General features: G+C 71.9%; 18 protein-coding genes. 9 read left to right on the plus strand and 9 right to left on the minus strand.

The genetic code is table 11. The features are described from left to right. Positions 1-50: 50 nt before the first annotated feature. On the minus strand, positions 51-701 hold the full coding sequence (locus ACFUC1_RS00005) for a response regulator transcription factor (RefSeq protein ID WP_310157229.1): 651 nt from the start codon (positions 699-701) through the stop codon (positions 51-53). Next, positions 698-1,222, minus strand: coding sequence for a sensor histidine kinase (locus ACFUC1_RS00010; protein WP_379115827.1), 525 nt, complete (start codon positions 1,220-1,222; stop codon positions 698-700). Before ACFUC1_RS00010 ends, ACFUC1_RS00005 begins: the two co-directional genes overlap by 4 nt. A 281-nt stretch (positions 1,223-1,503) precedes the next feature. Between ACFUC1_RS00010 and ACFUC1_RS00015 the strand changes: the two genes are divergently transcribed. Next, positions 1,504-2,166, plus strand: a complete 663-nt coding sequence (locus ACFUC1_RS00015) for an MBL fold metallo-hydrolase (protein ID WP_379115828.1) — start codon at positions 1,504-1,506, stop codon at positions 2,164-2,166. 65 nt (positions 2,167-2,231) lie between these two features. Next, a complete protein-coding gene (locus ACFUC1_RS00020; RefSeq protein ID WP_379115829.1) occupies positions 2,232-3,104 on the plus strand; it encodes a DMT family transporter in 873 nt (290 codons plus the stop codon). Here ACFUC1_RS00020 and ACFUC1_RS00025 read toward each other — a convergent pair. Continuing rightward, positions 3,093-4,106, minus strand: a complete 1,014-nt coding sequence (locus ACFUC1_RS00025) for a TerC family protein (RefSeq protein ID WP_379115955.1) — start codon at positions 4,104-4,106, stop codon at positions 3,093-3,095. The two genes, ACFUC1_RS00020 and ACFUC1_RS00025, sit on opposite strands and share 12 nt — an antisense overlap. A 226-nt stretch (positions 4,107-4,332) precedes the next feature. After that, positions 4,333-6,441: an excinuclease ABC subunit UvrB gene (gene uvrB, locus ACFUC1_RS00030; RefSeq protein WP_379115830.1), complete on the minus strand. Its 2,109-nt coding sequence runs from the start codon at positions 6,439-6,441 to the stop codon at positions 4,333-4,335. Positions 6,442-6,545: 104 nt separating this feature from the next. On the opposite strand from uvrB, the gene ACFUC1_RS00035 reads away from it, so the two are divergent. Genes ACFUC1_RS00035 through ACFUC1_RS00045 form a run of 3 tightly spaced genes read left to right on the plus strand, consistent with a single transcriptional unit; the run spans position 6,546 to position 9,062 of the window. Continuing rightward, positions 6,546-7,280, plus strand: a complete 735-nt coding sequence (locus ACFUC1_RS00035) for an MFS transporter (RefSeq protein ID WP_379115831.1) — start codon at positions 6,546-6,548, stop codon at positions 7,278-7,280. 30 nt (positions 7,281-7,310) lie between these two features. Further along, positions 7,311-7,802: a hypothetical protein gene (locus ACFUC1_RS00040; RefSeq protein WP_379115832.1), complete on the plus strand. Its 492-nt coding sequence runs from the start codon at positions 7,311-7,313 to the stop codon at positions 7,800-7,802. Positions 7,803-7,844: 42 nt separating this feature from the next. After that, positions 7,845-9,062: an MFS transporter gene (locus ACFUC1_RS00045; RefSeq protein ID WP_379115833.1), complete on the plus strand. Its 1,218-nt coding sequence runs from the start codon at positions 7,845-7,847 to the stop codon at positions 9,060-9,062. Here the strand turns inward: ACFUC1_RS00045 and coaE are convergent. The 3 genes from coaE to rpsA all read right to left on the minus strand — a co-directional run bounded on the left by coaE (position 9,034) and on the right by rpsA (position 12,320). Continuing rightward, positions 9,034-10,224 carry a dephospho-CoA kinase gene (coaE, locus tag ACFUC1_RS00050; protein ID WP_379115834.1) on the minus strand — a complete coding sequence of 397 codons (1,191 nt, stop codon included), beginning with the start codon at positions 10,222-10,224 and terminating at the stop codon, positions 9,034-9,036. The two genes, ACFUC1_RS00045 and coaE, sit on opposite strands and share 29 nt — an antisense overlap. A gap of 46 nt (positions 10,225-10,270) precedes the next feature. Then, positions 10,271-10,735 carry a PPOX class F420-dependent oxidoreductase gene (locus ACFUC1_RS00055; protein ID WP_379115835.1) on the minus strand — a complete coding sequence of 155 codons (465 nt, stop codon included), beginning with the start codon at positions 10,733-10,735 and terminating at the stop codon, positions 10,271-10,273. Positions 10,736-10,838: 103 nt separating this feature from the next. Beyond that, the gene (gene rpsA, locus ACFUC1_RS00060; protein WP_379115836.1) at positions 10,839-12,320 is read right to left on the minus strand and encodes a 30S ribosomal protein S1; all 1,482 of its coding nucleotides are present in this window, start codon (positions 12,318-12,320) and stop codon (positions 10,839-10,841) included. Positions 12,321-12,478: 158 nt separating this feature from the next. Between rpsA and ACFUC1_RS00065 the strand changes: the two genes are divergently transcribed. Both ACFUC1_RS00065 and ACFUC1_RS00070 read left to right on the plus strand, forming a co-directional pair. Next, positions 12,479-13,294, plus strand: a complete 816-nt coding sequence (locus ACFUC1_RS00065; protein ID WP_379115837.1) for a class I SAM-dependent methyltransferase — start codon at positions 12,479-12,481, stop codon at positions 13,292-13,294. Positions 13,295-13,486: 192 nt separating this feature from the next. After that, complete coding sequence (locus ACFUC1_RS00070) at positions 13,487-14,998, plus strand: MFS transporter (protein ID WP_379115838.1); 1,512 nt, start codon at positions 13,487-13,489, stop codon at positions 14,996-14,998. 70 nt (positions 14,999-15,068) lie between these two features. On the opposite strand, the gene ACFUC1_RS00075 is transcribed toward ACFUC1_RS00070, so the two are convergent. Continuing rightward, a complete protein-coding gene (locus tag ACFUC1_RS00075) occupies positions 15,069-16,061 on the minus strand; it encodes a DUF3068 domain-containing protein (protein WP_379115839.1) in 993 nt (330 codons plus the stop codon). Between the two features lie 86 nt (positions 16,062-16,147). Between ACFUC1_RS00075 and ACFUC1_RS00080 the strand changes: the two genes are divergently transcribed. Together ACFUC1_RS00080 and ACFUC1_RS00085 are read left to right on the plus strand one after the other, a co-directional pair. Beyond that, positions 16,148-17,908 (plus strand): hypothetical protein, encoded by a 1,761-nt coding sequence (locus tag ACFUC1_RS00080; RefSeq protein ID WP_379115840.1) that lies wholly within the window; start codon positions 16,148-16,150, stop codon positions 17,906-17,908. A gap of 8 nt (positions 17,909-17,916) precedes the next feature. After that, positions 17,917-19,119, plus strand: a complete 1,203-nt coding sequence (locus ACFUC1_RS00085) for an acyltransferase family protein (protein WP_379115841.1) — start codon at positions 17,917-17,919, stop codon at positions 19,117-19,119. Here the strand turns inward: ACFUC1_RS00085 and ACFUC1_RS00090 are convergent. Further along, positions 19,014-23,117 (minus strand): alpha-(1->3)-arabinofuranosyltransferase family protein, encoded by a 4,104-nt coding sequence (locus tag ACFUC1_RS00090; protein WP_379115842.1) that lies wholly within the window; start codon positions 23,115-23,117, stop codon positions 19,014-19,016. The two genes, ACFUC1_RS00085 and ACFUC1_RS00090, sit on opposite strands and share 106 nt — an antisense overlap. Between the last annotated feature and the right edge of the window lie 25 nt (positions 23,118-23,142).

Below are 23,142 nucleotides of genomic sequence, written 5' to 3' on the forward strand. Positions count from 1 at the left end.
CGGTCCGTCTGCACCGCAGACGGACCGTCACCCTCAGGAACCCCCGCAGGTCAACGCAGGTGCGCCGGCCACGTCTCCTGCGACCCGTGGGCCGACAGCAGGGCCGCTGCCTGCAGCCGCGAGTGCACGCCCAGCTTCGTGAGCAGGTTCTGCACGTGCGTGCGGGCGGTGCTGCGCTGCACGCCGAGCGAGGTCGCCATCTCCTCCGTAGTCTGGCCGTCCATGATGCAGCGCATCACCTGCCACTCGCGGTCGGTGAGGAACTGCAGGGCCCACAGCGGGTCGTCCGACGACTTCTGCGGCCGCAGCGCGCGCTGCAGCAGCGACGGTTCCACCGCGAGCTGGCCGCGCACGGCCCGGTCGAGCATCTCGACGATCTCGACGATGGGCTTCTCCTTGCCGACGTAGCCTGACGCGCCCTCGGCGATCGCCCGGCCGACGATGGCGTGGTCGGCCTCGGCCGACAGCATCACGACCTTGGTCGACGGCGACAGCTCCCGGATGCGGTGGATCGCCGTGAGCGACGTCCCGCCCGGGAAGTTCACGTCGAGCAGGCACACGTCCGGGTGGTGCTCGGCGACCGCCTCGACCGCCTCGTCGGGCGACTCGGCGAGCGCCAGGACCTCATGACCCCGCGCTCCCAGCGCGAGGCCCAGGGCCTCGAGCAGGAGCAGGTGGTCGTCGCAGACCACGATTCTCACGAGGCCACCGACCTCAGGCCCGACGGGGTCAGGCGGATGTCCGCCTCGACACCGCCGCCGGAACCGCCGTGGATGTCGAACGACCCCCCGCACGACGCGACCATCGCCCGCGTCGTCGTCAGGCCGAGCGACGTGCGCGACGAGATCTTGCCCAGACCCGGGCCGTCGTCGACGACGCTCAGGTGCACACCGTGAGGGTCCTGGTGGACCCCGACCCGGACGTGCCCGTCCTCGCCGGCCGCCCGGACCGCGTTGTCGAGCACGCAGGCGAGCGCCCGGCTCAACGCCACCGGCCGGGCCGACGCGTACGCGACGGTGTCCCCGACGAGCTCGATCTCGCAGTCCGCGGTCGCCCGCGCCCGCTCGACCCCACGGGCCGCCACCTCGACGACGTCCGTCGGGACGACCGCGTCGGTGGCACCCCCTCCGAGGCTGGCCTCGACCAGCTCGGCGAGCCAGCGCGCCTGCCCGGCGATGACGTCGAACTTGCGGTTCGTGTCCCCACCCTCCGTGCCTGCCATCAGCAGGATGGCCGCAAGCGGCTGCCGCAAGTCGTGCAGCAACGCTCGAACGGTGTCGATCTCCCCTCCAGCGACTGGGCGCTGGACCTCCTGAACCACTGCAACCATGTGCATTCCCTCACAACCCGCGAGCCGGGGACCTGCACCCCCTGTGAGGCCCCCTGTGGCTCTGCGACCGCTCAAAAGTAGGACGCTGGAAAGAGGAGCAGCAATAGTCATTCGGGACTAGGCGATTCCACCGATTTCCCGCGGTTGCCTTTCGTCGGGGGAGAATGCCTTTCATGGCGATGACCAGCAACGACGGATCCGGCCGACCTGCAGAGCAACACGTGTGGGGAGGTCTCACGATGTGGCGGGAAGCAGTGTCCGAGATGGACAACAATGCCTACCTCCTGCGCTGTTCGCGCACGGGCGAGCTGCTCCTCGTCGACGCCGCCGACGACGCCGAGCGGCTGCTCCGGCTGGTCGAGGGGGCCGGCGGGGACCTGCGCACGGTCGTCACGACGCACCAGCACTGGGACCACCACCGGGCCCTGGCCGAGGTCGTCGCGGCGACCGGCGCGTCGACAGCGTGCGGCGCCGACGACGCCGACGGTATGCCGGTCCCTCCGGACCGCCTGCTGGCCCAGGGTGACGTGGTGCAGGTGGGCGAGGTGTCCCTCGAGGTCGTGCACCTGCGGGGACACACGCCGGGCTCGGTGGCGCTGGCCTACCGCGACCCGGACGGCCCGACCCAGCTCTTCACCGGCGACTCACTCTTCCCGGGCGGTGTCGGCAACACGAAGAACCCGGGCCAGAGCTTCGAGTCCCTGATCGAGGACGTGACCACCCGCGTGTTCGAGGTCTACGACGACGACACCGTGGTGTGGCCGGGCCACGGCGCGAACACCACGCTCGGGGTGGAGCGGCCGCACCTGCCGGAGTGGCGCGCCCGGGGCTGGTGAGCGGGACGGGCGCACGGCGGACCGTGGCGCAGGCCGTCCGGCCCGGCTCACTAGAGTCGCCGACTGTGACGCCCCGCCAGCCCCCTGCTCCTCCCCTGCTGCTGGTGCTGGCGGCGATCGCATCGGTCCAGTTCGGGGGTGCCCTCGCGGCCACGCTGGTCCCCGAGATCGGGGCGGGCGGCTCGGTGGTGCTGCGCCTGCTGTTCGCCACCGCGATCCTCGGCCTGCTGGCGCGGCCCCGGCTGCGGGGGCACTCGCGGCGTGCGTGGCTCGTCGTCGTCGGCTTCGGGCTCGCCCTGGGGCTGATGAACCTGGCCTTCTACGCCTCGCTCGCGCGGCTGCCCATCGGGGTGGCGGTGACGGTCGAGTTCCTCGGGCCGCTCACCCTCGCCAGCGTCCTGTCCCGGCGGGCGCGCGACCTCGCGGCCGTGGGCGCCGCTGCCGTCGGGGTGGTCCTCATCTCCGAGGCCCTCGACACGCCCTGGCACCGGCTCCAGTGGGCTGGGCTGGGGCTGGCGGCGCTCGCGGGTGCGTGCTGGGCGGCATACATCGTCGCGAGCCGGCACGCCGGTCGCGAGTTCAGTGGCCTGGATGGCCTGGCGCTGGCCATGGGGGTGGCGCTGCTCGTCGGCCTGCCCTTCGGAGCCGGGTCGGTGCCGAGCTGGAGCGGCGAGGCCGTGGTCAAGGGCCTCGGGATCGCGGTCCTGTCCTCGGTGCTGCCGTACTCGCTCGAGCTCGCGGCGCTGCGCCACCTGAGCCCCCGGACGTTCGGGGTGCTGCTCAGCCTCGAGCCGGCCGCGGCCGCGCTCGCCGGGCTGCTCGTGCTCGACCAGCGCCTGCACCCCACCCAGCTGGTGGGCATGGGGCTGGTCGTGCTGGCCAGCGCCCTGGTCATGGGCGCCGGCCAGCCACGGGACCCGGCCGCCTCAGGAGGCTGACCGCTCCACCTCGGACTGGCGCTCGTCGCGCCGCGTCTTCCACAGGCTGGCGACGGTCGTCACGCCGAGGATGACGACGATGGCGCCGAGCGAGACCGAGATCGGGATGTCGGGGGCGGCCTCCACGTGCTTGCCGCCGTTGATGAACGGCAGTTCGTTCTCGTGCAGGGCGTGCAGCACGAGCTTGACGCCGATGAAGGCGAGCAGGACGGCCAGCCCGATGGTGAGGTAGACGAGCTTCTTGAGCAGGCCGCCGATGAGGAAGTACAGCTGGCGCAGGCCCATCAGAGCGAAGAGGTTCGCGGTGAGGACGAGGTACGGCTCCTTGGTGAGGCCGTAGATCGCGGGGATGGAGTCGAGCGCGAAGAGCAGGTCGGTCGTGCCGAGCGCCACGATGACGATGAACATCGGGGTGGCCAGCTTCTTGCCGTCGACCTTCGTGAACAGCTTCGGCCCGTCGTACTCCTTGGTGGCGGGGAAGCGTCGCTCCACCCAGCGCATGAAGCCGTTCTCCTCGTACTCCTCGTCGTCGTCGCCGTTCTCCCGGGCCAGCTTGACCGCGGTGTAGATGAGGAACGCGCCGAAGATGTAGAAGACCCAGGAGAACTGGTTGATGGCAGCCGCACCGACCGCGATGAAGATTCCGCGCAGGATGATGGCGATGACGATGCCGACGAGCAGGGCCGTCTGCTGCAGCTTCTCGGGCACGGCGAAGCGGGCCATGATCAGCAGGAAGATGAAGAGGTTGTCGACCGACAGCGAGTACTCGGTGAGCCAGCCGGCGTAGTACTCGGTCATGAACTTCGCACCGGCCTGGTCGTGGGTGAACCACCAGACGCCGACGCCGAAGACCAGGGCCGCGCCGACGTAGACCGCCAGCGCGAGGCTGACCTCCTTCGTCGTCGGCACGTGCGGCCGGCGGGCCACGACGAAGATGTCGAAGAGCAGCACCGCGGCCATGAGGCCGATGGTGAGGTACCAGACCCAGGGGGCGACCTCCATCTGCGTGGTGGTGGTCGCTGCAAGCGTGGTCACGGTCAAGGGTCCTCCGGTCACGACGAGGTGGCCGGAGGTCTCTCCCGCCCCGTGAGGTGCGGACCGGAGCCCCGGGCTGCAAGCCGTGATGACGAGGACACCGCGATGGGGATACTCCCCTCCGATTAACCCGACCAGTCTCCCAGACCGCCGCGGACGGCCCCAAATCGAGTCCAGCCCGCGGCGGGTCGGACTACTTGGTCGCCTCGGACATCTGGCGCAGCTCCTTCTTGAGGTCGCCGATCTCGTCGCGCAGCCGGGCGGCCAGCTCGAAGTGCAGGTCTGCGGCCGCCTGGTGCATCTGCGTCGACAGCTCCTGGATGAGGTTGGCCAGGTCGTTGGCCGGCATCCCGCGGAGCCGGTCCGCGGCAACCCCGGCGTCGGCCTGGACCGTGCCCCGGCCGCCGCGCTGACCGGTCTTGCCCCGCGACTGCGTGCGCCCCGAGCCGATGAGCGCCTCGGTGTCGGCGTCCTCGCGCTGGATGAGGTCGGTGATGTCGGCGATCTTCTTGCGCAGCGGCTGCGGGTCGACCCCGGCCTCCTTGTTGTAGGCGATCTGCTTCTCGCGACGGCGCTGGGTCTCCTCGATCGCCTCCTGCATCGAGGGCGTGACCGAGTCGGCGTACATGTGGACCTGGCCGGAGACGTTGCGGGCGGCGCGGCCGATCGTCTGGATGAGCGACCGGGCGGAGCGCAGGAAGCCCTCCTTGTCGGCGTCGAGGATGCTCACGAGCGACACCTCGGGCAGGTCGAGGCCCTCGCGGAGCAGGTTGATGCCGACGAGCACGTCGTACTCGCCCATCCGCAGCTCGCGCAGGAGCTCGACCCGGCGGAGCGTGTCGACCTCGCTGTGCAGGTAGCGGACGCGCACCCCCTTGTCGAGCAGGTAGTCGGTGAGGTCCTCGGCCATCTTCTTGGTGAGGGTCGTCACGAGGACGCGCTCGTTCTTCCTGGTGCGCTCGCCGATCTCGTGCAGCAGGTCGTCGATCTGGCCCTTGGTCGGCTTGAGGATGACCTCGGGGTCGATGAGGCCGGTCGGACGGATGATCTGCTCGACGACCCCCGTCGCCTGGGCCAGCTCGTAGGGGCCGGGCGTCGCCGACAGGTAGACCGTCTGCCCGATCCGCTCGAGGAACTCCTCCCACTTCAGCGGGCGGTTGTCCATGGCGGACGGCAGCCGGAACCCGTGGTCGACGAGCATGCGCTTGCGCGACATGTCGCCCTCGTACATGGCGCCGATCTGCGGGACGGTGACGTGCGACTCGTCGATGACGAGCAGGAAGTCCTCGGGGAAGTAGTCGAGCAGCGTGTTGGGCGCGGTGCCCCGGGCTCGGCCGTCGATGTGCATCGAGTAGTTCTCGATGCCCGAGCACGAGCCGACCTGGCGCATCATCTCGATGTCGTACGTGGTGCGCATGCGCAGGCGCTGGGCCTCGAGCAGCTTGTTCTGCTTCTCCAGCTCGGCCAGGCGGTCGGCCAGCTCGAGCTCGATGCCGCGGATCGCCCGCTCCATCCGCTCCGGGCCGGCGACGTAGTGCGTGGCGGGGAAGACGTACATCTCCTCCTCCTCGCGCATCACCTCACCGCTGATCGGGTGCAGCGTGTAGATCCGCTCGATCTCGTCGCCGAAGAACTCGATGCGCACCGCGAGCTCCTCGTACACCGGGATGATCTCGACGGTGTCGCCGCGCACGCGGAAGGTCCCGCGGGTGAAGGCGAGGTCGTTGCGGGTGTACTGCATCTGCACGAAGCGGCGCAGCAGGTCGTCGCGGTCGACCTGCTGGCCGACCTTGAGCCGAGCCATCCGGTCGACGTACTCCTGCGGGGTGCCGAGGCCGTAGATGCACGAGACGGACGCGACCACGACCACGTCGCGGCGGGTCAGCAGCGAGTTGGTCGCGCTGTGCCGCAGCCGTTCGACCTCGTCGTTGATGGAGGAGTCCTTCTCGATGTAGGTGTCCGTCTGCGGGATGTACGCCTCGGGCTGGTAGTAGTCGTAGTAGGAGACGAAGTACTCGACGGCGTTGTGCGGCAGAAGCTCGCGGAACTCGTTGGCCAGCTGTGCGGCCAGGGTCTTGTTCGGCGCCATCACGAGGGTGGGGCGCTGCACCTGCTCGATCAGCCAGGCGGTGGTGGCGGACTTGCCCGTGCCGGTCGCGCCCAGCAGGACGGTGTCCTTCTCCCCCGCCTTGATCCGCCGGGACAGGTCGGCGATGGCCACGGGCTGGTCACCGGCGGGCTGGAACTCGGAGACCACCTCGAACGGGGCCACCGTGCGCTGCAGGTCGGTCGTGGGACGCATGGATCCACCGTATGCCGTGCCACCGACACCGCGCCCGGCGCGGGGCTGTCCCACCCCCGCGCTAGCGTGTGCCCGCCCTGCTCCCCTGCCCCCGGAGGTCCTCCGTGCCAGCCCCGGCGACGACGCCACCGCTCACCCGCCGCGGCATACCGGTCGACCCCCGCCTGCGCGTGCTCGCGCTCGGCACGTTCGTCAACCGGGCGGGCGCGGGAGCGACCCTGACCACCTTCGCCCTGTACTTCACCCGTGAGGTGGGCCTGGCGGCCGCGCAGGTCGGCCTGGCCCTCTCGATCGCCGCCGTCGTCGGCATGGTGGCGCAGGTGCCCCTCGGCCACCTCGGCGACGTCCGCGGGCCGCGCGAGGTCATGGCGCTCCTCACCGCGGCGTTCGGTGCGGTGGGGCTGCTCTTCCTGGTGGTGCGTGACTTCTGGGCCCTCACGGCGGTCCTCGCCGTCGTCACCGCGCTCCAGAACGGCGGCGGCGCCGTGCGCAACGGCTACATCGGCCGCATCGCGGTCGGGGGCTCCGGCGTCGCCTTCAAGGCGTACCTCCGGGCGGTCACCAACCTGGCCATGTCGCTCGGCGCGGCCATGGGCGGTGTCGCGCTGTGGATCGACCGGCCCTGGGCCTACCTGGCCGTCTTCGCGATCGACGGCGTCACGGGCATCGTCGCCGGCCTGGTCAGCCTGCGACTCCCCCACCTGCCACCGGCACCAGCCCGAGCCGCCGGGGAGCCCCGGCTGGCCGTGCTGCGGGACACGCCCTACGTGGTCGTCACGCTGCTCACCGGCGTTGTGGCGATGCACTTCGTGGTGATGGAGGTCGGCATCCCGCTGTGAATCAGCCAGCACACGAGTGCCCCGACGGCCATGGTCGCCGTCCTGCTCGTCCTCAACACCGTGGCCGTGACCCTGTTCCAGGTCCGCATGACGCGAGGGGTCGACGGGGTGACCGAGTCGGCCCGGGCCATGGTCCACGGCGCCGTCGGGATCGCCCTCGGGTTCGCCGTGATCGCCACGTCCGGATGGCTCGGGCCGGTCGGCGCAGCAGCGGTCCTCGTCGTGGGCGCTGCCGTGCACGTCGTGGGCGAGATGCGCTCCAGCGGCGGCCAGTGGGGTGTGCAGATGGGCCTGGCACCGCAGGAGCGGCAGGGGCAGTACCAGGGCTTCGCCGGGCTCGGGTTCTCCCTGTCGAACGTCGTGGCCCCCACGCTCATCACCCTGCTGTGCATCGAGTGGGGCTGGCCGGGGTGGCTGGTGCTGGGCGGGCTGGTCCTCGGGGCGGCGCTGGCGCTGGGGCCCGCGACCGCCTGGGCACAGCGCACGCGCGACCGCTACGGCGCCCTCTCCGCCACGGGCTGAGACGTCGCTGCACCCCTCGGTCGCCGGGCGTTGACTGGCCGGGTGGACCTCGCGACCGTCGGCACCGCCCGCCGTTGGGGCATGCTGGCGGCCAGCACCGCGGCGCAGGCGTCCGGTGCGGTGGCCCTGCACGGACCGGCGTTCCTCATCCCGGTGCTGCACCGGCGCGGCGGGTTGTCCCTGCCGGCCGCAGGCATGGTCGCCGCGGCGCCCACGATCGGCGTCATGCTCTCCCTCGTCGCCTGGGGCCTGCTGGTGGACCGTCGCGGCGAGCGGCTCGCGCTGGTGTCCGGGCTCGCGGCGGCCGGCGCCTGCTCCGTCGCCGCCGCGTGGGGTTCGGGCGTCGCGTGGTGGTCGGCCTGGCTGGTGCTCGCCGGAGCCGCGGCCGGCGCCGCGAACGCAGCGAGCGGTCGGGTGGTCGTCGGCTGGTTCCCCGTGCAGCGACGCGGTCTGGCCATGGGGATCCGGCAGATGGCCCAGCCGCTCGGCGTCGGGTTCGCCGCCGTCACGATGGCCCCGCTGGCGGACGCGCACGGAGTCCGGGCGGCCCTCCTCGTTCCGGCCGTCGCTGCCGTCCTGGCCCTCGCGGCGGTCGCTCTCGTGGTCCTCGACCCGCCGCGGCCCGCCCGGACGGTCGAGCACACCGCCAGTCCCTACCGGGGTGACCGCACGCTGGCCCGCGTGCACGGTGTCTCGATGCTGCTGGTGGTGCCGCAGTTCCTCGTCTGGACCTTCGGGCTGGCGTGGCTCGTCGACGACCGCGGGTGGTCCGCCGGCTCGGCGGGAGTCCTCGTCGCGGTGACGCAGGTGGCCGGCGCCCTCGGGCGCATCGCCGCCGGCGCCTGGTCCGACCGGGTCGGCAGCAGGATGCGGCCGTTGCGCTGGGTCGCCGTCTCCGTCGTGGTGGCGATGCTCGCCCTCGGGGCGACGGCCGCCGCCGGGTGGTCCGTGGCCGCGTTCCTGCTCCTCGTCGCGTCGACCGTGACCGTCGCCGACAACGGGTTGGCCTTCACCGCCGTGGCCGAGCGCGCCGGGCCGTTCTGGTCGGGGCGCGCACTCGGCATCCAGAACACCGGCCAGTTCCTGGCCGCCTCGCTCGTGCCACCCCTCGCGGGGGCGCTGGTGGAGCAGCTCGGGTATGCCGCCGCCTTCGCGGGTGCTGCGGCCTTCGCCGCCGTGGCGCTGCCCCTCGTCCCGGTCCGGTCCGAGGCCCCGCTGCCCGGCTCCCCGGTCAGCGCCGCACCGGCGCCCAGCCGCTGACCCGCACCCACTCCTCGACCCGGGCGTGCACGGCGTCGAACCACGGCTCCTTGGCCTCCGCGTAGGCGTCGACCCCGAGCCCGCTCGCCGCGAGGCGCTGCTTCTCCGCGGCATACTCCTCGCGCGCGGCCCGGTCGGCACGCATCCAGTCGCGGAAGGCGAGGGCCCACCGCCACCCCGGACTGCCGACCTGGCGGACGTGGACGTGCACGAGGCGCCCGGGGTCGGCGCCGGCGTGGAACCGCTTCTCCCACGCCGACCCGACCTTGGCGTTGTCGAACGCCACTGTCCCCGTGCGGGGGAAGCCGGCGTCCCGGAGCCGCTGGACGAGCGCAGGTTCGTCGGCGGCGTCCAGCGAGGCGACGCCCACCTGCAGGTCGATGACGTCCTTGGCCAGGAGGCCCGGCACAGAGGTGCTGCCGACGTGGTCTGCGGTGACGACGATGTCCCCGAACGCGAGGCGGAGCCGTTGCAGCAGGCGCTCGGCCTGGGCCGGCCAGGACGGGTCCGACGGCACGGGGCGCAGGTCGTCGGACCGCGCCGCACGGACGCCGGTGCGCACGTTGAGCTCGAAGGGGACGAGCCGCTCGTGCCACAGCCGGTCGACGGCGGCCTCGAGCTCCGCCTCGGTGCCGCCGTTGTCCAGCCACACGTCGGCGGCTGCCCGGCGCTCCCCCTCGGACGCCTGGGCGGCGATGCGGCGGCGGGCGTCCTCGACGTCCATGCCCCTGGCGCCCACGAGCCGGTCGAGCCGCACCTGCTCGTCCGCGTCGACGACCACGACCAGGTGGTAGCCGGGCCCCATGTGCTTCTCGACGAGGAGGGGAACGTCGTGCACGACCACCGCGTCCTCGGGTGCCGCCGCGAACAGCTCCCCCGTGCGGCGCGCGATGAGCGGGTGGGTGATGCCCTCGAGGTCGCGGCGGGCCTGCGGGTCGGCGAAGACGAGCGCCCCGAGGGCGGCACGGTCGAGGGCGCCCTGCCGCGAGACGACACCGGGGCCGAAGCGCTCCACGACCAGCCGCAGCCCGTCGCTGCCGGGGGCCACCACCTCGCGCGCCAGGACGTCGGCGTCGACGACGATCGCACCCAACGCGGAGAACCGTTGCGCGACAGTCGATTTGCCGGAGCCGATCCCGCCCGTGAGCCCGACCCTCAGCATGGGGACACCCTAGTCGCCGGCCCCGGCCCGACGGGTCAGCCCCGTCTCAGTCGGCGAGGCGGGCCGGGAAGCCACCGGTCGCGATCGGCCCCCACCGCGTCGGGGTGATCCGCAGGATCGACTTGCCCTGGTCGAGCATCGCCTGCCGGTACTCGCCCCAGTCGGGGTGCTCGCCGGAGATGTTGCGGAAGTACTCCACGAGCGGCTCCACCGAGTCGGGCACGTCGAGCACCTCGCAGTCGCCGTCGACCTGGACCCAGGCGCCGCCGAAGTCATCGGAGAGGACCATGACGCTGACCTGCGGCCGGTGTCGGGCGTTGGTGGTCTTGGCCCGCTCGGGGTAGGTCGAGATGACGATGCGCCCGCTGTCGTCCACGCCGCCGGTGACAGGGGATGCCTGCGGGCGACCGTCGGACCGCTCGGTCATGAGCACCATGTGGTGGCGGGGGCGGACGAACTCCAGCAGCCCGTCGAGGTCGACCTTGGTGTTCGTGGCGATGGTGCGTGGCATGACGCCATCCAAACACGTCCGGGCACGGCACGAGGCCCGGCCCCCTCGTGGGGACCGGGCCTCGTGGTGTCGACCGTGGTGGCACGCGGTGCGTGCCGGCCGGTCAGTTGCCGGTGAGCTTCTCGCGCAGAGCGGCCAGCGCCTCGTCGGAGGCGAGGGTGCCCTCGGAGGCCGAGGACGAGGACGAGCCCGAGTCCGAGCTGCTGCCACCCGAGGAGTAGGACGTCGCGGTGCCGGCGTTCGAGGCAGCCTCGGCGTCGTCCTTGGCGGCCTGCTCGACCTGGGCCTTGTGGGCCTCCCAGCGGGCGTGGGCCTCGGCGTACTGCTTCTCCCACTTCTCGCGCTGGGCCTCGTAGCCCTCGAGCCACTCGTTGGTCTCCGGGTCGAAGCCCTCGGGGTACTTGTAGTTCCCCTGCTCGTCGTACTCGGCGGCCATGCCGTACAGCGTCGGGTCGAACTCGGACACCGGGGCGCTCTCGTCGTTCGCCTGCTTCAGCGACAGCGAGATGCGGCGACGCTCGAGGTCGATGTCGATGACCTTGACGAAGATGTCGGCCCCGACCTGGACGACCTGCTCCGGCAGCTCCACGTGGCGCTCGGCCAGCTCGGAGATGTGGACCAGGCCCTCGATGCCGTCGTCGACGCGCACGAACGCACCGAACGGGACGAGCTTGGTGACCTTGCCCGGGACGACCTGGCCGATCGCGTGGGTCCGGGCGAAGTGCTGCCACGGGTCCTCCTGCGTCGCCTTGAGCGACAGGGAGACACGCTCGCGGTCCATGTCGACGTCGAGGACCTCGACGGTGACCTCCTGGCCCACCTCGACGACCTCGGACGGGTGGTCGATGTGCTTCCAGGACAGCTCGGAGACGTGGACGAGGCCGTCGACCCCGCCGAGGTCCACGAACGCACCGAAGTTGACGATCGAGGACACGACGCCGGAGCGGACCTGCCCCTTCTGGAGCTCCTTGAGGAAGGTCGTGCGGACCTCGGACTGGGTCTGCTCGAGCCAGGCACGGCGCGACAGGACCACGTTGTTGCGGTTCTTGTCGAGCTCGATGATCTTGGCCTCGATCTCCTTGCCGACGTACGGCTGGAGGTCGCGGACGCGACGCATCTCCACGAGCGAGGCGGGGAGGAAGCCGCGCAGGCCGATGTCGAGGATGAGGCCACCCTTGACGACCTCGATGACGGTGCCGGTGACGACGCCGTCCTCCTCCTTGATCTTCTCGATCGTGCCCCAGGCGCGCTCGTACTGGGCGCGCTTCTTGGACAGGATCAGGCGACCCTCCTTGTCCTCCTTCTGGAGGACCAGGGCCTCGACCTCGTCGCCGACGGAGACGACCTCGGACGGGTCGACGTCGTGCTTGATCGACAGCTCACGCGAGGGGATGACGCCCTCGGTCTTGTAGCCGATGTCGAGCAGGACCTCGTCCCGGTCGACCTTGACGATGCGACCCTCGACGATGTCGCCGTCGTTGAAGTCCTTGATGGTCGCGTCGATCGCGGCAAGGAGGTCTTCCTCAGAGCCAATGTCGTTGATGGCGATCTGAGGGGCGGTCTTCTCGACCGTGCTGGCAGTCATGTAGTAGGAACTCCGATGATGGGCAGGAAATAGAAGGTGTGGATGTGCGACCCGCAGGTCGCCCCGCGCCCTGGGGCACGGACACGACGAAGCGAGCACACGGATGTGCTGCTCCACCTTACCGGCGGCGTCCGGCGGGGGTCAAAAACGCGAGGGGTATGCCGTTGAGCGAGTTTGCGCAGGTCAGCCGCCGGTCGGCGGGCCCGGACGAGACCGCGGCGGCGAACCGGTCCTGGTGGGACGCCGAGGCCGGCGAGTACTACGCCGAGCACGGGGCGTTCCTCGGCGACTCCGAGTTCGTCTGGGGGCCCGAGGGCTGGCGCGAGTCCGAGCTGGGGCTCCTCGGCCCGCTGGAGGGCCGGCGGGTTCTCGAGATCGGTGCCGGCGCGGGGCAGTGCTCCCGCTGGGTCGCCGGTCGCGGCGCCTCCGTGGTCGCGACGGACCTGTCCGGCGGGATGCTGCGCCAGGGGGTCGCCCTCAACCGGCGGGCCGCTCCCCCGGCTCGGCCGGTGCCCCTCCTGCAGTGCGACGCGGTGGCCCTGCCGTTCGGCGAGGGCAGCTTCGACGTCGTGTTCACGGCATACGGGGCGGTGCCCTTCGTCGCGGACACGGAGGCGCTGCTGCGCGAGGCGGCCCGCGTGCTGCGCCCGGGGGGACGCTTCGTCTTCTCGACCACCCACCCGTTCCGCTGGGCGTTCCCCGACGACCCGGGCGAGCACGGCCTGACCGTCACGCAGTCCTACTTCGACCGCACGCCCTACGTCGAGGCCGACTCCGACGGCGAGGCGACCTATGTCGAGCACCACCGGACGGTCGGGGACCGGGTGCGGGAGATCGTCGCCGCCGGGTTGGTGCTCGTGGACCTCGTCGAGCCGGAGTGGCCCGAGCGCAACACGCAGACGTGGGGTGGCTGGTCGCCCACCCGCGGGCGGCTCTTCCCGGGGACGGCGATCTTCGTCTGCGTCCGCGGCTGAGGGCCTCGGCCCGCCTTCCCGGCTGGGCACCCGACCGGGCCGCCCCGGCAGCCGGGAGCTGCCTGTGTGCGCGCCCGAAACGACCTCAACCTGCAGGTTTGCCCCTCCGGCCCTAGCGTGGTCGCGGTTGCCGCGGAGACCCCCGACCCCGAGGGAGCGCGTGCCACCGCTCACTCGAGGAGGAGGAGAACCGTGGCGTCAGACGTCGAGACAGGACGCATCACCACCGACATCCCGGCCCGGATGGACCGCCTGCCCTGGGCCCGCTGGCACTGGCTGGTCGTCATCGGCCTCGGCACCGTCTGGATCCTTGACGGCATCGAGGTCACCATCGTCGGGTCCATGTCGGACGCGCTGAAGCCCGCGAACACCGGCCTCGGGCTCAGCAGCTCCGACATCGGCCTCGCGGGGGCCGTGTACGTGGCGGGCGCCTGCCTGGGCGCGCTGCTGTTCGGCCAGCTGACGGACCGCTTCGGCCGCAAGAAGCTGTTCCTGCTGACGCTGGGCATCTACACGATCGCCACCGTCGCCACGGCCTTCGCGCCCAACCCCCTGTGGTACTTCTGCGCGCGGTTCGTCACCGGCATGGGCATCGGTGGCGAGTACGCCGCGATCAACTCGGCGATCGACGAGCTGATCCCCAAGGACTACCGCGGGCGCGTCGACGTCGCGATCAACGGCTCGTTCTGGGTCGGTGCAGCCCTCGGCTCGCTGCTGACGATCCCGCTGCTCGACCCGAAGGTCGTCGACCCGGCGATCGGCTGGCGCCTCGCGTTCGGCATCGGCGCCGTCCTGGCGGTCGGCATCCTGTTCGTGCGGCGCAACGTGCCGGAGAGCCCCCGCTGGCTGTTCATCCACGGGCGCGACGAGGAGGGTGAGCAGATCGTCAAGGACATCGAGCGCACGGTGTCCGAGGAGACGGGTGGCTCGCTGCCCGAGCCCACGGAGGAGCCCATCACCATCCGGCAGCGCCGGACGATCTCGATCGCGGAGATCGCCAAGACGGTGTTCACCCTCTACCCCAGGCGCACGATCCTGTGCTTCTCCCTGTTCGTCGGTCAGGCGTTCCTCTACAACGCCTTCTTCTTCACCTACGGAGACACCCTCACCACGTTCTTCGGGGTCAAGCAGACCGGCTGGTACCTCGCGGTCTTCGCGGTCAGCAACTTCCTGGGCGCGCTGCTGCTCAGCCCGCTGTTCGACCGGGTCGGGCGCGTCCGCATGATCACGGGCACGTACATCGTGTCGGGCGTGCTGCTCGGCATCGCCGGCATGATGCTCGGCGGCCTCAACGCGACGACCCTGACCATCTTCGGCGTGGTGACGTTCTTCTTCGCCTCGGCCGGCGCCAGCGCGGCATACCTCACGGCCAGCGAGGTGTTCCCACTGGAGACGCGGGCCCTGTGCATCGCGTTCTTCTACGCGATCGGCACCGCGGTCGGCGGCATCAGCGGCCCGCTGCTGTTCGGCAAGCTCATCGACGACGCGTCGAAGTCCAAGGACATCACCGGGCTCGCGTTCGGCTACTTCCTGGGCGCCGCGCTGATGATCGTCGCCGGGCTGGTCGAGGCGTTCCTCGGGGTCAAGGCCGAGGGGCAGTCGCTGGAGAGCATCGCCCAGCCGCTCACCGCGGAGGACGCCGGTGGCAAGGAGGGCGTGCGTGAGGGCAGCGGGCGCACGGTGCCCGGCGCCTCTCCCGCCTGAGTCCTGACGCACACGAAGGGGGCCGACCGGGATGATCCCGATCGGCCCCCTTCGTCGTGCAGGCGGTCGGTCAGACGGCGCGGCGGTCGCGCTGCTGCCCGCCGAAGGTGAGGAACAGCCCAAGGGCGATGAACAGCACGCCCAGGAGGATGCCCACCAGCGTCAGCGAGCCGTTGACGAACCCGAGGAGGGCACCCTTGGTACCCCAGGCCTTGACGTTGTCGCTCACCGTCTTGTCGTTGTAGCCGATGGTGCCCTTGGTGGTGGCGAGCTCGGGGTAGCCGTCGGCGACGAGGGACTTGTCCTGCTGCTCCTGGCCCTTGATGAGGACACCGGTGTTGGGCTCGATCCACAGCGTGCGCACGTTGCCGTACATCACCTTGGCGGACACGTCACCGTCGGCCGAGTCGCCGAAGACGGCCTTGGGGACGTCACGCGTGGCCACCTCCGCCTTGGGGATGGTCTGGCGGAACACGTAGGTGTCCAGGCCCTGCAGCTTCTCCTCACGGACGTACTCGATCGGCGTCGCCTTGCCGAGGTCGCCGTCCCAGAACTGGTAGGTCTTCTTCTGCACGTCGAACGGGAACTTGAAGAACAGGCCCTGGTGCTGGACGTCGACCGTCTTGGCGGGGTCGGCGAGGTCGCCGGCCGACTCGAAGTCGCCGCAGCAGTTGGTGGCCTCGCCCGTCTTGCGGTTGAAGCTCACACCCTCGTTGCTGTACGTCAGGTCGGTCCACTTGCCGTTGAGCTCGGCCTGCGACTGCACCGTGGTCTGCCAGAACGCGTCCGTGTCCTGCTTGCCGGCCGCCTTGGCCCGACCCGGGATGCCGAGGACCTGCCGGGTGCTGCGCAGGTGGGCGTTCTCGAGCTTGTCGAAGACGGGCTTGCCGTCGACCTCGTGGGCGTAGAGGGCCGACATGCCCGTCCCCTCCGACACCGAGGTCGACTTCTGGTCCAGCTTGACCGTGGCCAACCGGTCGTAGAGAACCGGCTTCGCCAGCACCCCCAGCACCAGCAACAGCACACCCACCAGCGTGGCGACACCGCCAAGCACCTTACGCATCCCGGCTCTCTCTCCTTTGAAATGAGGTGAGCGGACGCTACCAGCGGGTAGCCTGCGCGCGAGGGACATCGTTCGAAGAGGAGCACATGCGTCGTTGGTTCGCCGGAGGTGACCGCACCCTCTGGGTCATCGTCGGCGCCGTGGCGGCCGGAGCGGCGGCCATCCTGGGCGTCCTGGCAGCACGCGGCTCCTGGTACACCGACGACCTGGACTTCCTCGTCGACGGTGCGCGGGGCTTCTCGCCCGGGGCGCTCCTCACCCCCGTCAACGACCACGTGGTGCCTGGCCTGCGCCTGGTGTACGCCGTGTTCGCGGCGGTCGCGCCGCTGAACTACGCCTTCACGGTCGGTGTCCGGGTCGTCCTCTGGGCCGTCGCGTGCGTGCTCATGGGCGCGTTGGCGCAGCGGCTCCTTCTCCGCACAGGTCCCGCCGTCCTGGCCACGGTCCTGTATGCGTTCTCCCCCGTCGTGATGCCCTCGTTCATGTCGCTCTCGAGTGCCACCAACAACCTGCCCGCCCACGTGCTGGGCCTGGTGTTCCTCCACCTCTCGCTCGACTGGGCGCGCCGGGGGCGCGTCCGGGACCTCGTGGGCGCGGCCGTGGCGCTCTTCGGCTCGCTCCTCTTCTGGGAGAAGTCGGGGCTCGTCGCGCTGACGGGGCTCGCGGTGGTCATGGTCGCCCACACGCGCCTGGGCCGGGCCCGGGTCGTCATCCCGTGGTCCCTCGCCGTGCTCGTGCCCGGTGCCGCCTTCGGCGCCCTGTTCCTCGCTCGACGCCAGCAGGGGACGGTGGACCTGCCCGATCCTCAGACTCTGCTCTCGCTCTTCGGGCAGGCGCTCCAGCGCGCCGTCCTGCCGGCCGTCGCCGGGGGGCCGTGGTCGTGGTCGCCCAGCAACCCGCCCTTCTTCGGGTTCGCGGACCCTCCTGCTGGGATCCGGTGGGCCGGGGCAGTCGTCCTCGTGCTGGCGATCGGTGCGACGGCAGCCTTCGGACGCCGGTACCTGTGGTTCTGGGTGGCGGTCCTGCTCTACTCGGTCGGGACGACGCTGGTCGTGTCCCTGGGTCGCTTCTCGACCTTCGGCAATGCCTTCACGGCGCACTATCACTACTGGTCCGACCTGGCGATACCCCTCAGCCTCGCCCTGGCAGCGTCCGCGGCCTGCCTCCCCGTCCGCGCCGGGCGTCCGCTCAGGGTCGTTGCCCTGCCCGTGGCGGCTGCGTGGGCGTGCGTCCAGCTCGTCTCGATGGCCGGCTTCGGCGACCTGTGGTCGCGCAACCCGGCCGGAGCGTACGTGGCCAGCCTCTCCGCCGACCTGAACGAGCGCCAGGGCACGAACCTGTGGGACGTCTCCATGCCCGGTGACGTCGTTCCCGGTATCAACGCGCACCGCACCGTGGCCGGCCTGCTCCCCCTGCTGGGAGACAACCGGACGACGATCCAGGACTCGGGCACGACGCCCTACGGCGTGGACGAGCACGGCAGGGTCCGCCCGGCCACCCTCAAGGCATGGGGGTCCGGGGTGGTCCCCCCCGACTGCGGAATGCGGATCCACGGGAGTGAGTCGGTACGCGTCCCCCTCTCCGCTGAGGTTCCTGAGGGTCAGTGGTTCGCGCGGATCTCCTACCTCGCCAACGTCGACACCCGCGTTCGCGTCGTCCTCGACGGTGACAAGGGCGCCGTCCCGCTGGAGGGAGGTCCGGCCGTGTGGCCGGCCGGCCTGGCGAACGCCTACCTCCGCGCAGCGTCCCCGTCCTCGGCAACAGCCGTCACCATCAGCGGGCTCGACGACGACGCAACGGTGTGTGTCGGTTCCGTCGAGGTGGGCGCCGTGGAGCTGAGCAAGTGACCCGCGGCATGCGCAGGCAGTTCCCCGGCCTTGACGGCATCCGGGCGGTCGGTGCCCTCCTGGTACTCGGCACGCACGTCGGCTTCGAGAGCGGCGCCTCGATCAGCTCGTCGTTCAACGGTGTGCTGTCCCGCATGGACTCGGGGGTCGCCATCTTCTTCGTCATCTCCGGCTTCCTGCTCTACCGTCCGCACGCCGTGTGCCTGCTCACCGGCGACCCGCGGCCCGACGTACGTCGGTACTTCTGGCACCGTGCGGTGCGGATCCTGCCGCCGCTGTGGCTGGCGGTGCTGGGTGCGGCCATCGTGTTCCACGGCCGGCCCGGCACCACCGCCCGGAACCTGGCGCTGCACTCGGCCCTGGTCCAGATCTACGTCGAGCGTCACGAGGCGCTGGGACTGACGCAGATGTGGAGCCTCGCGACCGAGGCTGCCTTCTACGTGCTCTTGCCGGTGCTGGCGTGGGTGCTCGCCCGACGGATGCCGCACCCCGTGGTCGGGGCTCCTGACACCCGTGCCGCGGTCCGTGTGCGCCTCGGGCTGCTGCTCGCCCTCCCGGTGGTGGGATCGGCCTGGATGGCGCTGGCCGCCGACCGTCACGAGCCGTTGTGGGGCATCTGGCTGCCGGGGTACATCGGCTGGTTCGGCCTGGGGATGGCCCTGTCCCTGTGGAGCGCCGCCCGGTCGCTGGGCGTGCTCGGGCACACCTGGCTGGACGACCTGGCGCCGCGCTCGTGGACCGTCTGGGGGGTCGCGGTCGGTCTCTACCTCGTGCTGGTGTCCCCCGTGGCCGGGCCGTACGACCTGAGTCCCGCCACGCCCGGCCAAGCAGCGACGAAGAACCTGCTCTACGGCATCCTCGGAGCCCTCGTCGTGCTCCCCGCGGTGTCGGCCAGGACCTCGGAGGAGGACCCACCGGAGGCCCGGGCCCTCGGTGGCCGCGTGGGCAAGGTGCTCGGTGACCTCTCGTACGGGGTCTTCTGCTACCACCTCATCGTCCTCGGGCTCGTCGAGCGGGCCATCGGGTTCCAGATCTTCACGGGCCGGTTCTGGACGCTGCTCGGGCTGACGGCGCCCCTCAGCCTGCTCGTGGCGGCCGCCAGCTTCTACGGGGTCGAGCGACCGCTCATGCGGCGCGCCCGTCGCGGCGAGCGGGTGCCCGCCCACGTGACCGAGAGTGCGAGCGCAACCGCTGTGAGCACCGCCAGCTGAACCACGCTGCTGTGCACGCCGGCGTCGCCGGACGGCCACGGCTCGACCATCGCGACCGCCGTCGCCAGGACCCCCGCGGCCGCGACGACCGACAGGACGACGAGCCGCCGGCCCGCGGCGCGGCGGACGACCACGGCGACGGCGACGGCTGCCAGCCCGACCCAGCCGAAGGCGGCGACCAGGACCGCCGACGCGCCCCAGCCCCAGACCCGCGACTCGTCCGGCGCCGGCGGAGCGGGACCCCGGCGGCGGCGTGCGGCCAGCATGAGGGCCGCGACGCCCAGGGCGAGGAGGGCGCCGATCGCCAGACCGAGCCGGTAGGTCCGGTCCGGCTCGAACGACGCGTGCAGAGTCCCGGCGTCGCCGGCCGGAAGGACCCACCCCTGCTGCCAGCCGTTGACGCGGACCGCTGACAGGACACGCCCGTGCTGATCGGTGGCGCGCCAGCCGGGGTTGAAGTTCTGCGGGACGGCGAGGACCGAGGCGCCCGGCTGCCCGCTCAGCGCCACGGTGAACGTCGACGGACCTGTGCGCTGCGGCACCGCTCGCACGGTCCCGGCCGGGTCGGACGTCGGCCCCGCCGAACCGGTGACGGACGACAAGGCCCGGCCCCCCGTCGCCAGGGAGAGCTCGACGGGGCGGAACACGCGGGTCGCCGGGGCGTCGAGCCGGAAGCGCCCGTCCGGGACGGCCACGGCGTCGGCTCGGCACAGCGACCACGTCAGGGGGCGCCCCTGGAGGACTGCTGCGGCCGTGCCCGTGACCGCCGTGTCGTAGCCGCGACCGGCCACGGAGAGCCGGGGTCCGAAGCCGCAGGACGCCCCGGTGCCCTCGTCACCGGACAGCTTGCGCACCAGGCCTTCGGCGCCGGACACAACCACCTCGGAGACGCCGACCGGCAGGGTCCGGCTGAGTCCGTTGGCGTCGATGGTCCGCGCCCCTGAGGTCTCGAGGAACCGCAGGACGACCGTCCTGACAGGCTGCTTCGGCCACGAGAGCCTGCTCTCCCGGTCGACGTCGAGCACCCGTGGACGGCCGCCGTCGAGGGTCACCTCGACCTTGGTCGGTCGTGAGGCTGCGAGGTACTGGTCCACCCGCAGCTGGAGGCCGTCGCTGCGGACGGTCCGGGGCAGGCGGACGGTCAGTCGTGGCTCGGGGTCGTCGGCGGAGGCCACCCACCCGGTGCCGAGGTCACCGTCGACTGCGGCCCCCGGGCGCCCCGCCGGGTCCGCCACAGCACGGCTGCTGGCGGTCGCGCGCACCGGGTTCAACCCGTCCAGCAGGCCGTCGGCCGCCGTCCCGTCGACCGCGACGACGGCACCGCTCATCGCCAGGTCACCGGCCCCTCCTGCATCGACGCTTCGATGCAGCCCCGCGACCTCCTCGGGGTCACGCGCGAGATCGGGGTCGCAGAGCGGCCGGGAGCCGATGTCGACGCAGGCACTGGTCCCCTGCGCAGCCCGGAGCAGGAGGGAGCCGATCGTCCCGGCGCGTGGCGCGGGTGCCACCAGCGACGACCCGAGGACCAGGCCAGGGACCGAGACCTCGGCGATCCCCACGCCGTTGACCGGTTCCCCCGGCGCCACCTTCGTGACGGTCACCCGGAGTCGACCGGTCGTGCCGGCCGGGACGGGAAGCGGCTGAGGCCTGTCGGACTGCGCGACGACCGCCGTCGTCCGGCCGCGGTCGCTCTCCACCTGCACCTCGACGGGCACCGCGCCCAGCGGGTCCCGGTGGGTGAACGTGATCTCGGCTCCGCTGACGTCTCGTGGCGAGCGGAGATCCAGCTCGAGCCACTCGCCGACCGCGGACCCGTACCTGCCGGACACCCAGGCCGTAGCCGGGTCGCCGTCGACCGCTGCAGCCGGACCCGTCCCAGGTCCCAGGCGAAGGGTGGCATCCGCGTCGGCGGCCGAGGACGATGCCGTCACCCGGGCCAGGTCACCGTCCCACGCACGCACCGTCTGCGTGACCGAGGGGGCGACGTCGTAGTCGATGACCCTGCGTCCGGTCCGCCCCTTGTCGTCCGGCGTGAGCACCGGCGAGGTGTTGTCGCTCGCCCGCCCGAAGAACACCTCGCGCCGGCGGTACCCGTCCGTGACGACCGACGGGGACGCGGCCAGGCTCGAACCCGCACCGACGCCGTCGGACCCGGTGACCGTCATCGCGAGCTCCGGGTGCGCGGCGAGGACCGCACCGACGTCCTCCGGTCCCCCCACCACGCGCCCTACCGCACCGACCGGGGCCTGGACCGCCTCGCCGGTGGCGCCGGTGTCCACGACCTCGACGCTGGGGTACGGCAGCCGGGTGTGCGACTCCTGCGTGGAGCCGGGCTGCTCGGCGAAGGGGTTCACGCGCGGGCCGAAGCTCGCGACCACGGGCATACCGGAGCGCGACAGGGCCTGGTGCACGAGCGCCCGGACGTTGCGCGTCGCGTCTGCTCGCAGGTCGTTGCGGACGACGAGGTAGCGCACGCCCGCCGACCGGAGGGCGTCGGCGAGCTCGGGGCCGCCGCGACCCGCACCGAGGTCCGCCTCGACGCCGTCGAGGAACCGCGTGGCGCCTGCAGACCCCAGGGGCACCGCGTCGCGCACCGCGAACGGCCGGCGCATCAGCGCCTGCAACGGCTCGTCCTTGGTCGATCCCCACGTGAAGTCGGCGAAGCTGGCGGCCGGCACCACCAGAACGGTCCCCTCGCCGGGCTGGGCATCGAGCCAGCGGGCGGCCTGTCGCCAGTGCGCCGGGATCGCCGAGTACCCCTCCGGCCGGGCCAGCGACCCCAGCAGGGCGGGGGTGGCCGAGGCCAGCAGCAGGGACACCGTGACGACGGGCACGAGCCACGCCGGGGTCCGCAGCCTGGACGACAGCCGAGACGCGTGCGCACCCAGGTGGACCAGGCCGAGGACCAGCGGGACCCGGACCACGAGCTCGAACTTGTGGGTGTTGCGCAGCGGCGCCAGGGCGCCGTCCAGCGCCGCCTGCAACGGGCCGGCGGCCAGTGACTGGGCCGCTCCCGTGTGCCCCAGCGTCACCAGCGCGAGCCCGACGACGAGCCCGAGCCCGAGGAACCGGCGCTCGGGGCACGACCTCGAGGCCAGGCCCAGGAGGCCCAGCACCGCCACGGCCGCGGTGACCGCGATCAGGGCGCCGGTGGACACGAGCAGCCACATGCCCGGCCAGCTCGGGCCCGCCGGACCGGTGAGGAACGCGAGCCACGGCGTCGTGCCGCGCAGGGCCTCGAACGGGCTGGCGAAGGCGGTGGTCACCGGGGCGTTCTCGATCCAGTCGAGGAACGGCGGGCTGTACCTGCCCAGCAGCACGAGCGGCACGAGCCACCACACCGACACGGCGACGACGGCCGTGAGCCAGCCCAGGGCCAGACCCACCGTGCGCGCACGCAGGCCCCGGCTGAGGAACCACAGCGCGGGCAGCACGAGCGTGGCCCCCGTGGCGACCGCGTTCACCCCGCCGACGAAGCCGAAGGCGACCGCGGACGCGGTGGTCCGCCACCACCACGAGCGGGGGCGCGGGTCGACGAGGGGCAGGAGCACCCACGGCGCCATCGCCAGGGGCCACACCTCCACCGACGTCACGGCCACCTCCCCGAGGAACCGCGGGGAGAGCGCGAAGACGAGCGCGCCGGCATACCGCGACCACGGGGTGCCCATCCTCAGGGCGGTGGCGAGCCTCCACATGCCGACGAACGCCGTGCCCAGCACGACCGTCCACCAGAGGCGCTGCACGACCCAGGCGGGGACCCCGGCGGTGACCAGGAGCCAGTGGAAGGGCCCGACCGGGAACAGGTAGCCGTAGGCCTGGTTCTGCAGCTGCCCGAATGCTCCCTGGGGGTCCCACATGTGCAGGGCGCGCAGCAGGAAGCCGCCGGGGTTGGCCGTGAGGTCCAGCTTGGTGTCCGGGACGATGCGCCCGGGCTCCTGGTGGAAGGCGACGGCGGCGAGCAGCAGGCAGCCGGCGAGGAGGCGGGCACGCCAGACCACGCGTTCGGCATGCTGGTCACGTCGT

It is taken from the genome of Pedococcus sp. NPDC057267 (genome assembly GCF_042668795.1).
Taxonomy (GTDB): domain Bacteria; phylum Actinomycetota; class Actinomycetes; order Actinomycetales; family Dermatophilaceae; genus Pedococcus.

Coding starts and splice junctions, on each gene's coding strand:
- ACFUC1_RS00010 (WP_379115827.1), bottom strand. CDS start 1,222: ATGGCAGGCACGGAGGGTGGGGACACGAACCGCAAGTTCGACGTCATC.
- ACFUC1_RS00015 (WP_379115828.1), top strand. CDS start 1,504: ATGGCGATGACCAGCAACGACGGATCCGGCCGACCTGCAGAGCAACAC.
- ACFUC1_RS00025 (WP_379115955.1), bottom strand. CDS start 4,106: ATGGAGGTCGCCCCCTGGGTCTGGTACCTCACCATCGGCCTCATGGCC.
- uvrB (WP_379115830.1), bottom strand. CDS start 6,441: ATGCGTCCCACGACCGACCTGCAGCGCACGGTGGCCCCGTTCGAGGTG.
- ACFUC1_RS00040 (WP_379115832.1), top strand. CDS start 7,311: ATGGTCGCCGTCCTGCTCGTCCTCAACACCGTGGCCGTGACCCTGTTC.
- coaE (WP_379115834.1), bottom strand. CDS start 10,224: ATGCTGAGGGTCGGGCTCACGGGCGGGATCGGCTCCGGCAAATCGACT.
- ACFUC1_RS00055 (WP_379115835.1), bottom strand. CDS start 10,735: ATGCCACGCACCATCGCCACGAACACCAAGGTCGACCTCGACGGGCTG.
- rpsA (WP_379115836.1), bottom strand. CDS start 12,320: ATGACTGCCAGCACGGTCGAGAAGACCGCCCCTCAGATCGCCATCAAC.
- ACFUC1_RS00065 (WP_379115837.1), top strand. CDS start 12,479: ATGCCGTTGAGCGAGTTTGCGCAGGTCAGCCGCCGGTCGGCGGGCCCG.
- ACFUC1_RS00075 (WP_379115839.1), bottom strand. CDS start 16,061: ATGCGTAAGGTGCTTGGCGGTGTCGCCACGCTGGTGGGTGTGCTGTTG.
- ACFUC1_RS00080 (WP_379115840.1), top strand. CDS start 16,148: ATGCGTCGTTGGTTCGCCGGAGGTGACCGCACCCTCTGGGTCATCGTC.
- ACFUC1_RS00085 (WP_379115841.1), top strand. CDS start 17,917: ATGCGCAGGCAGTTCCCCGGCCTTGACGGCATCCGGGCGGTCGGTGCC.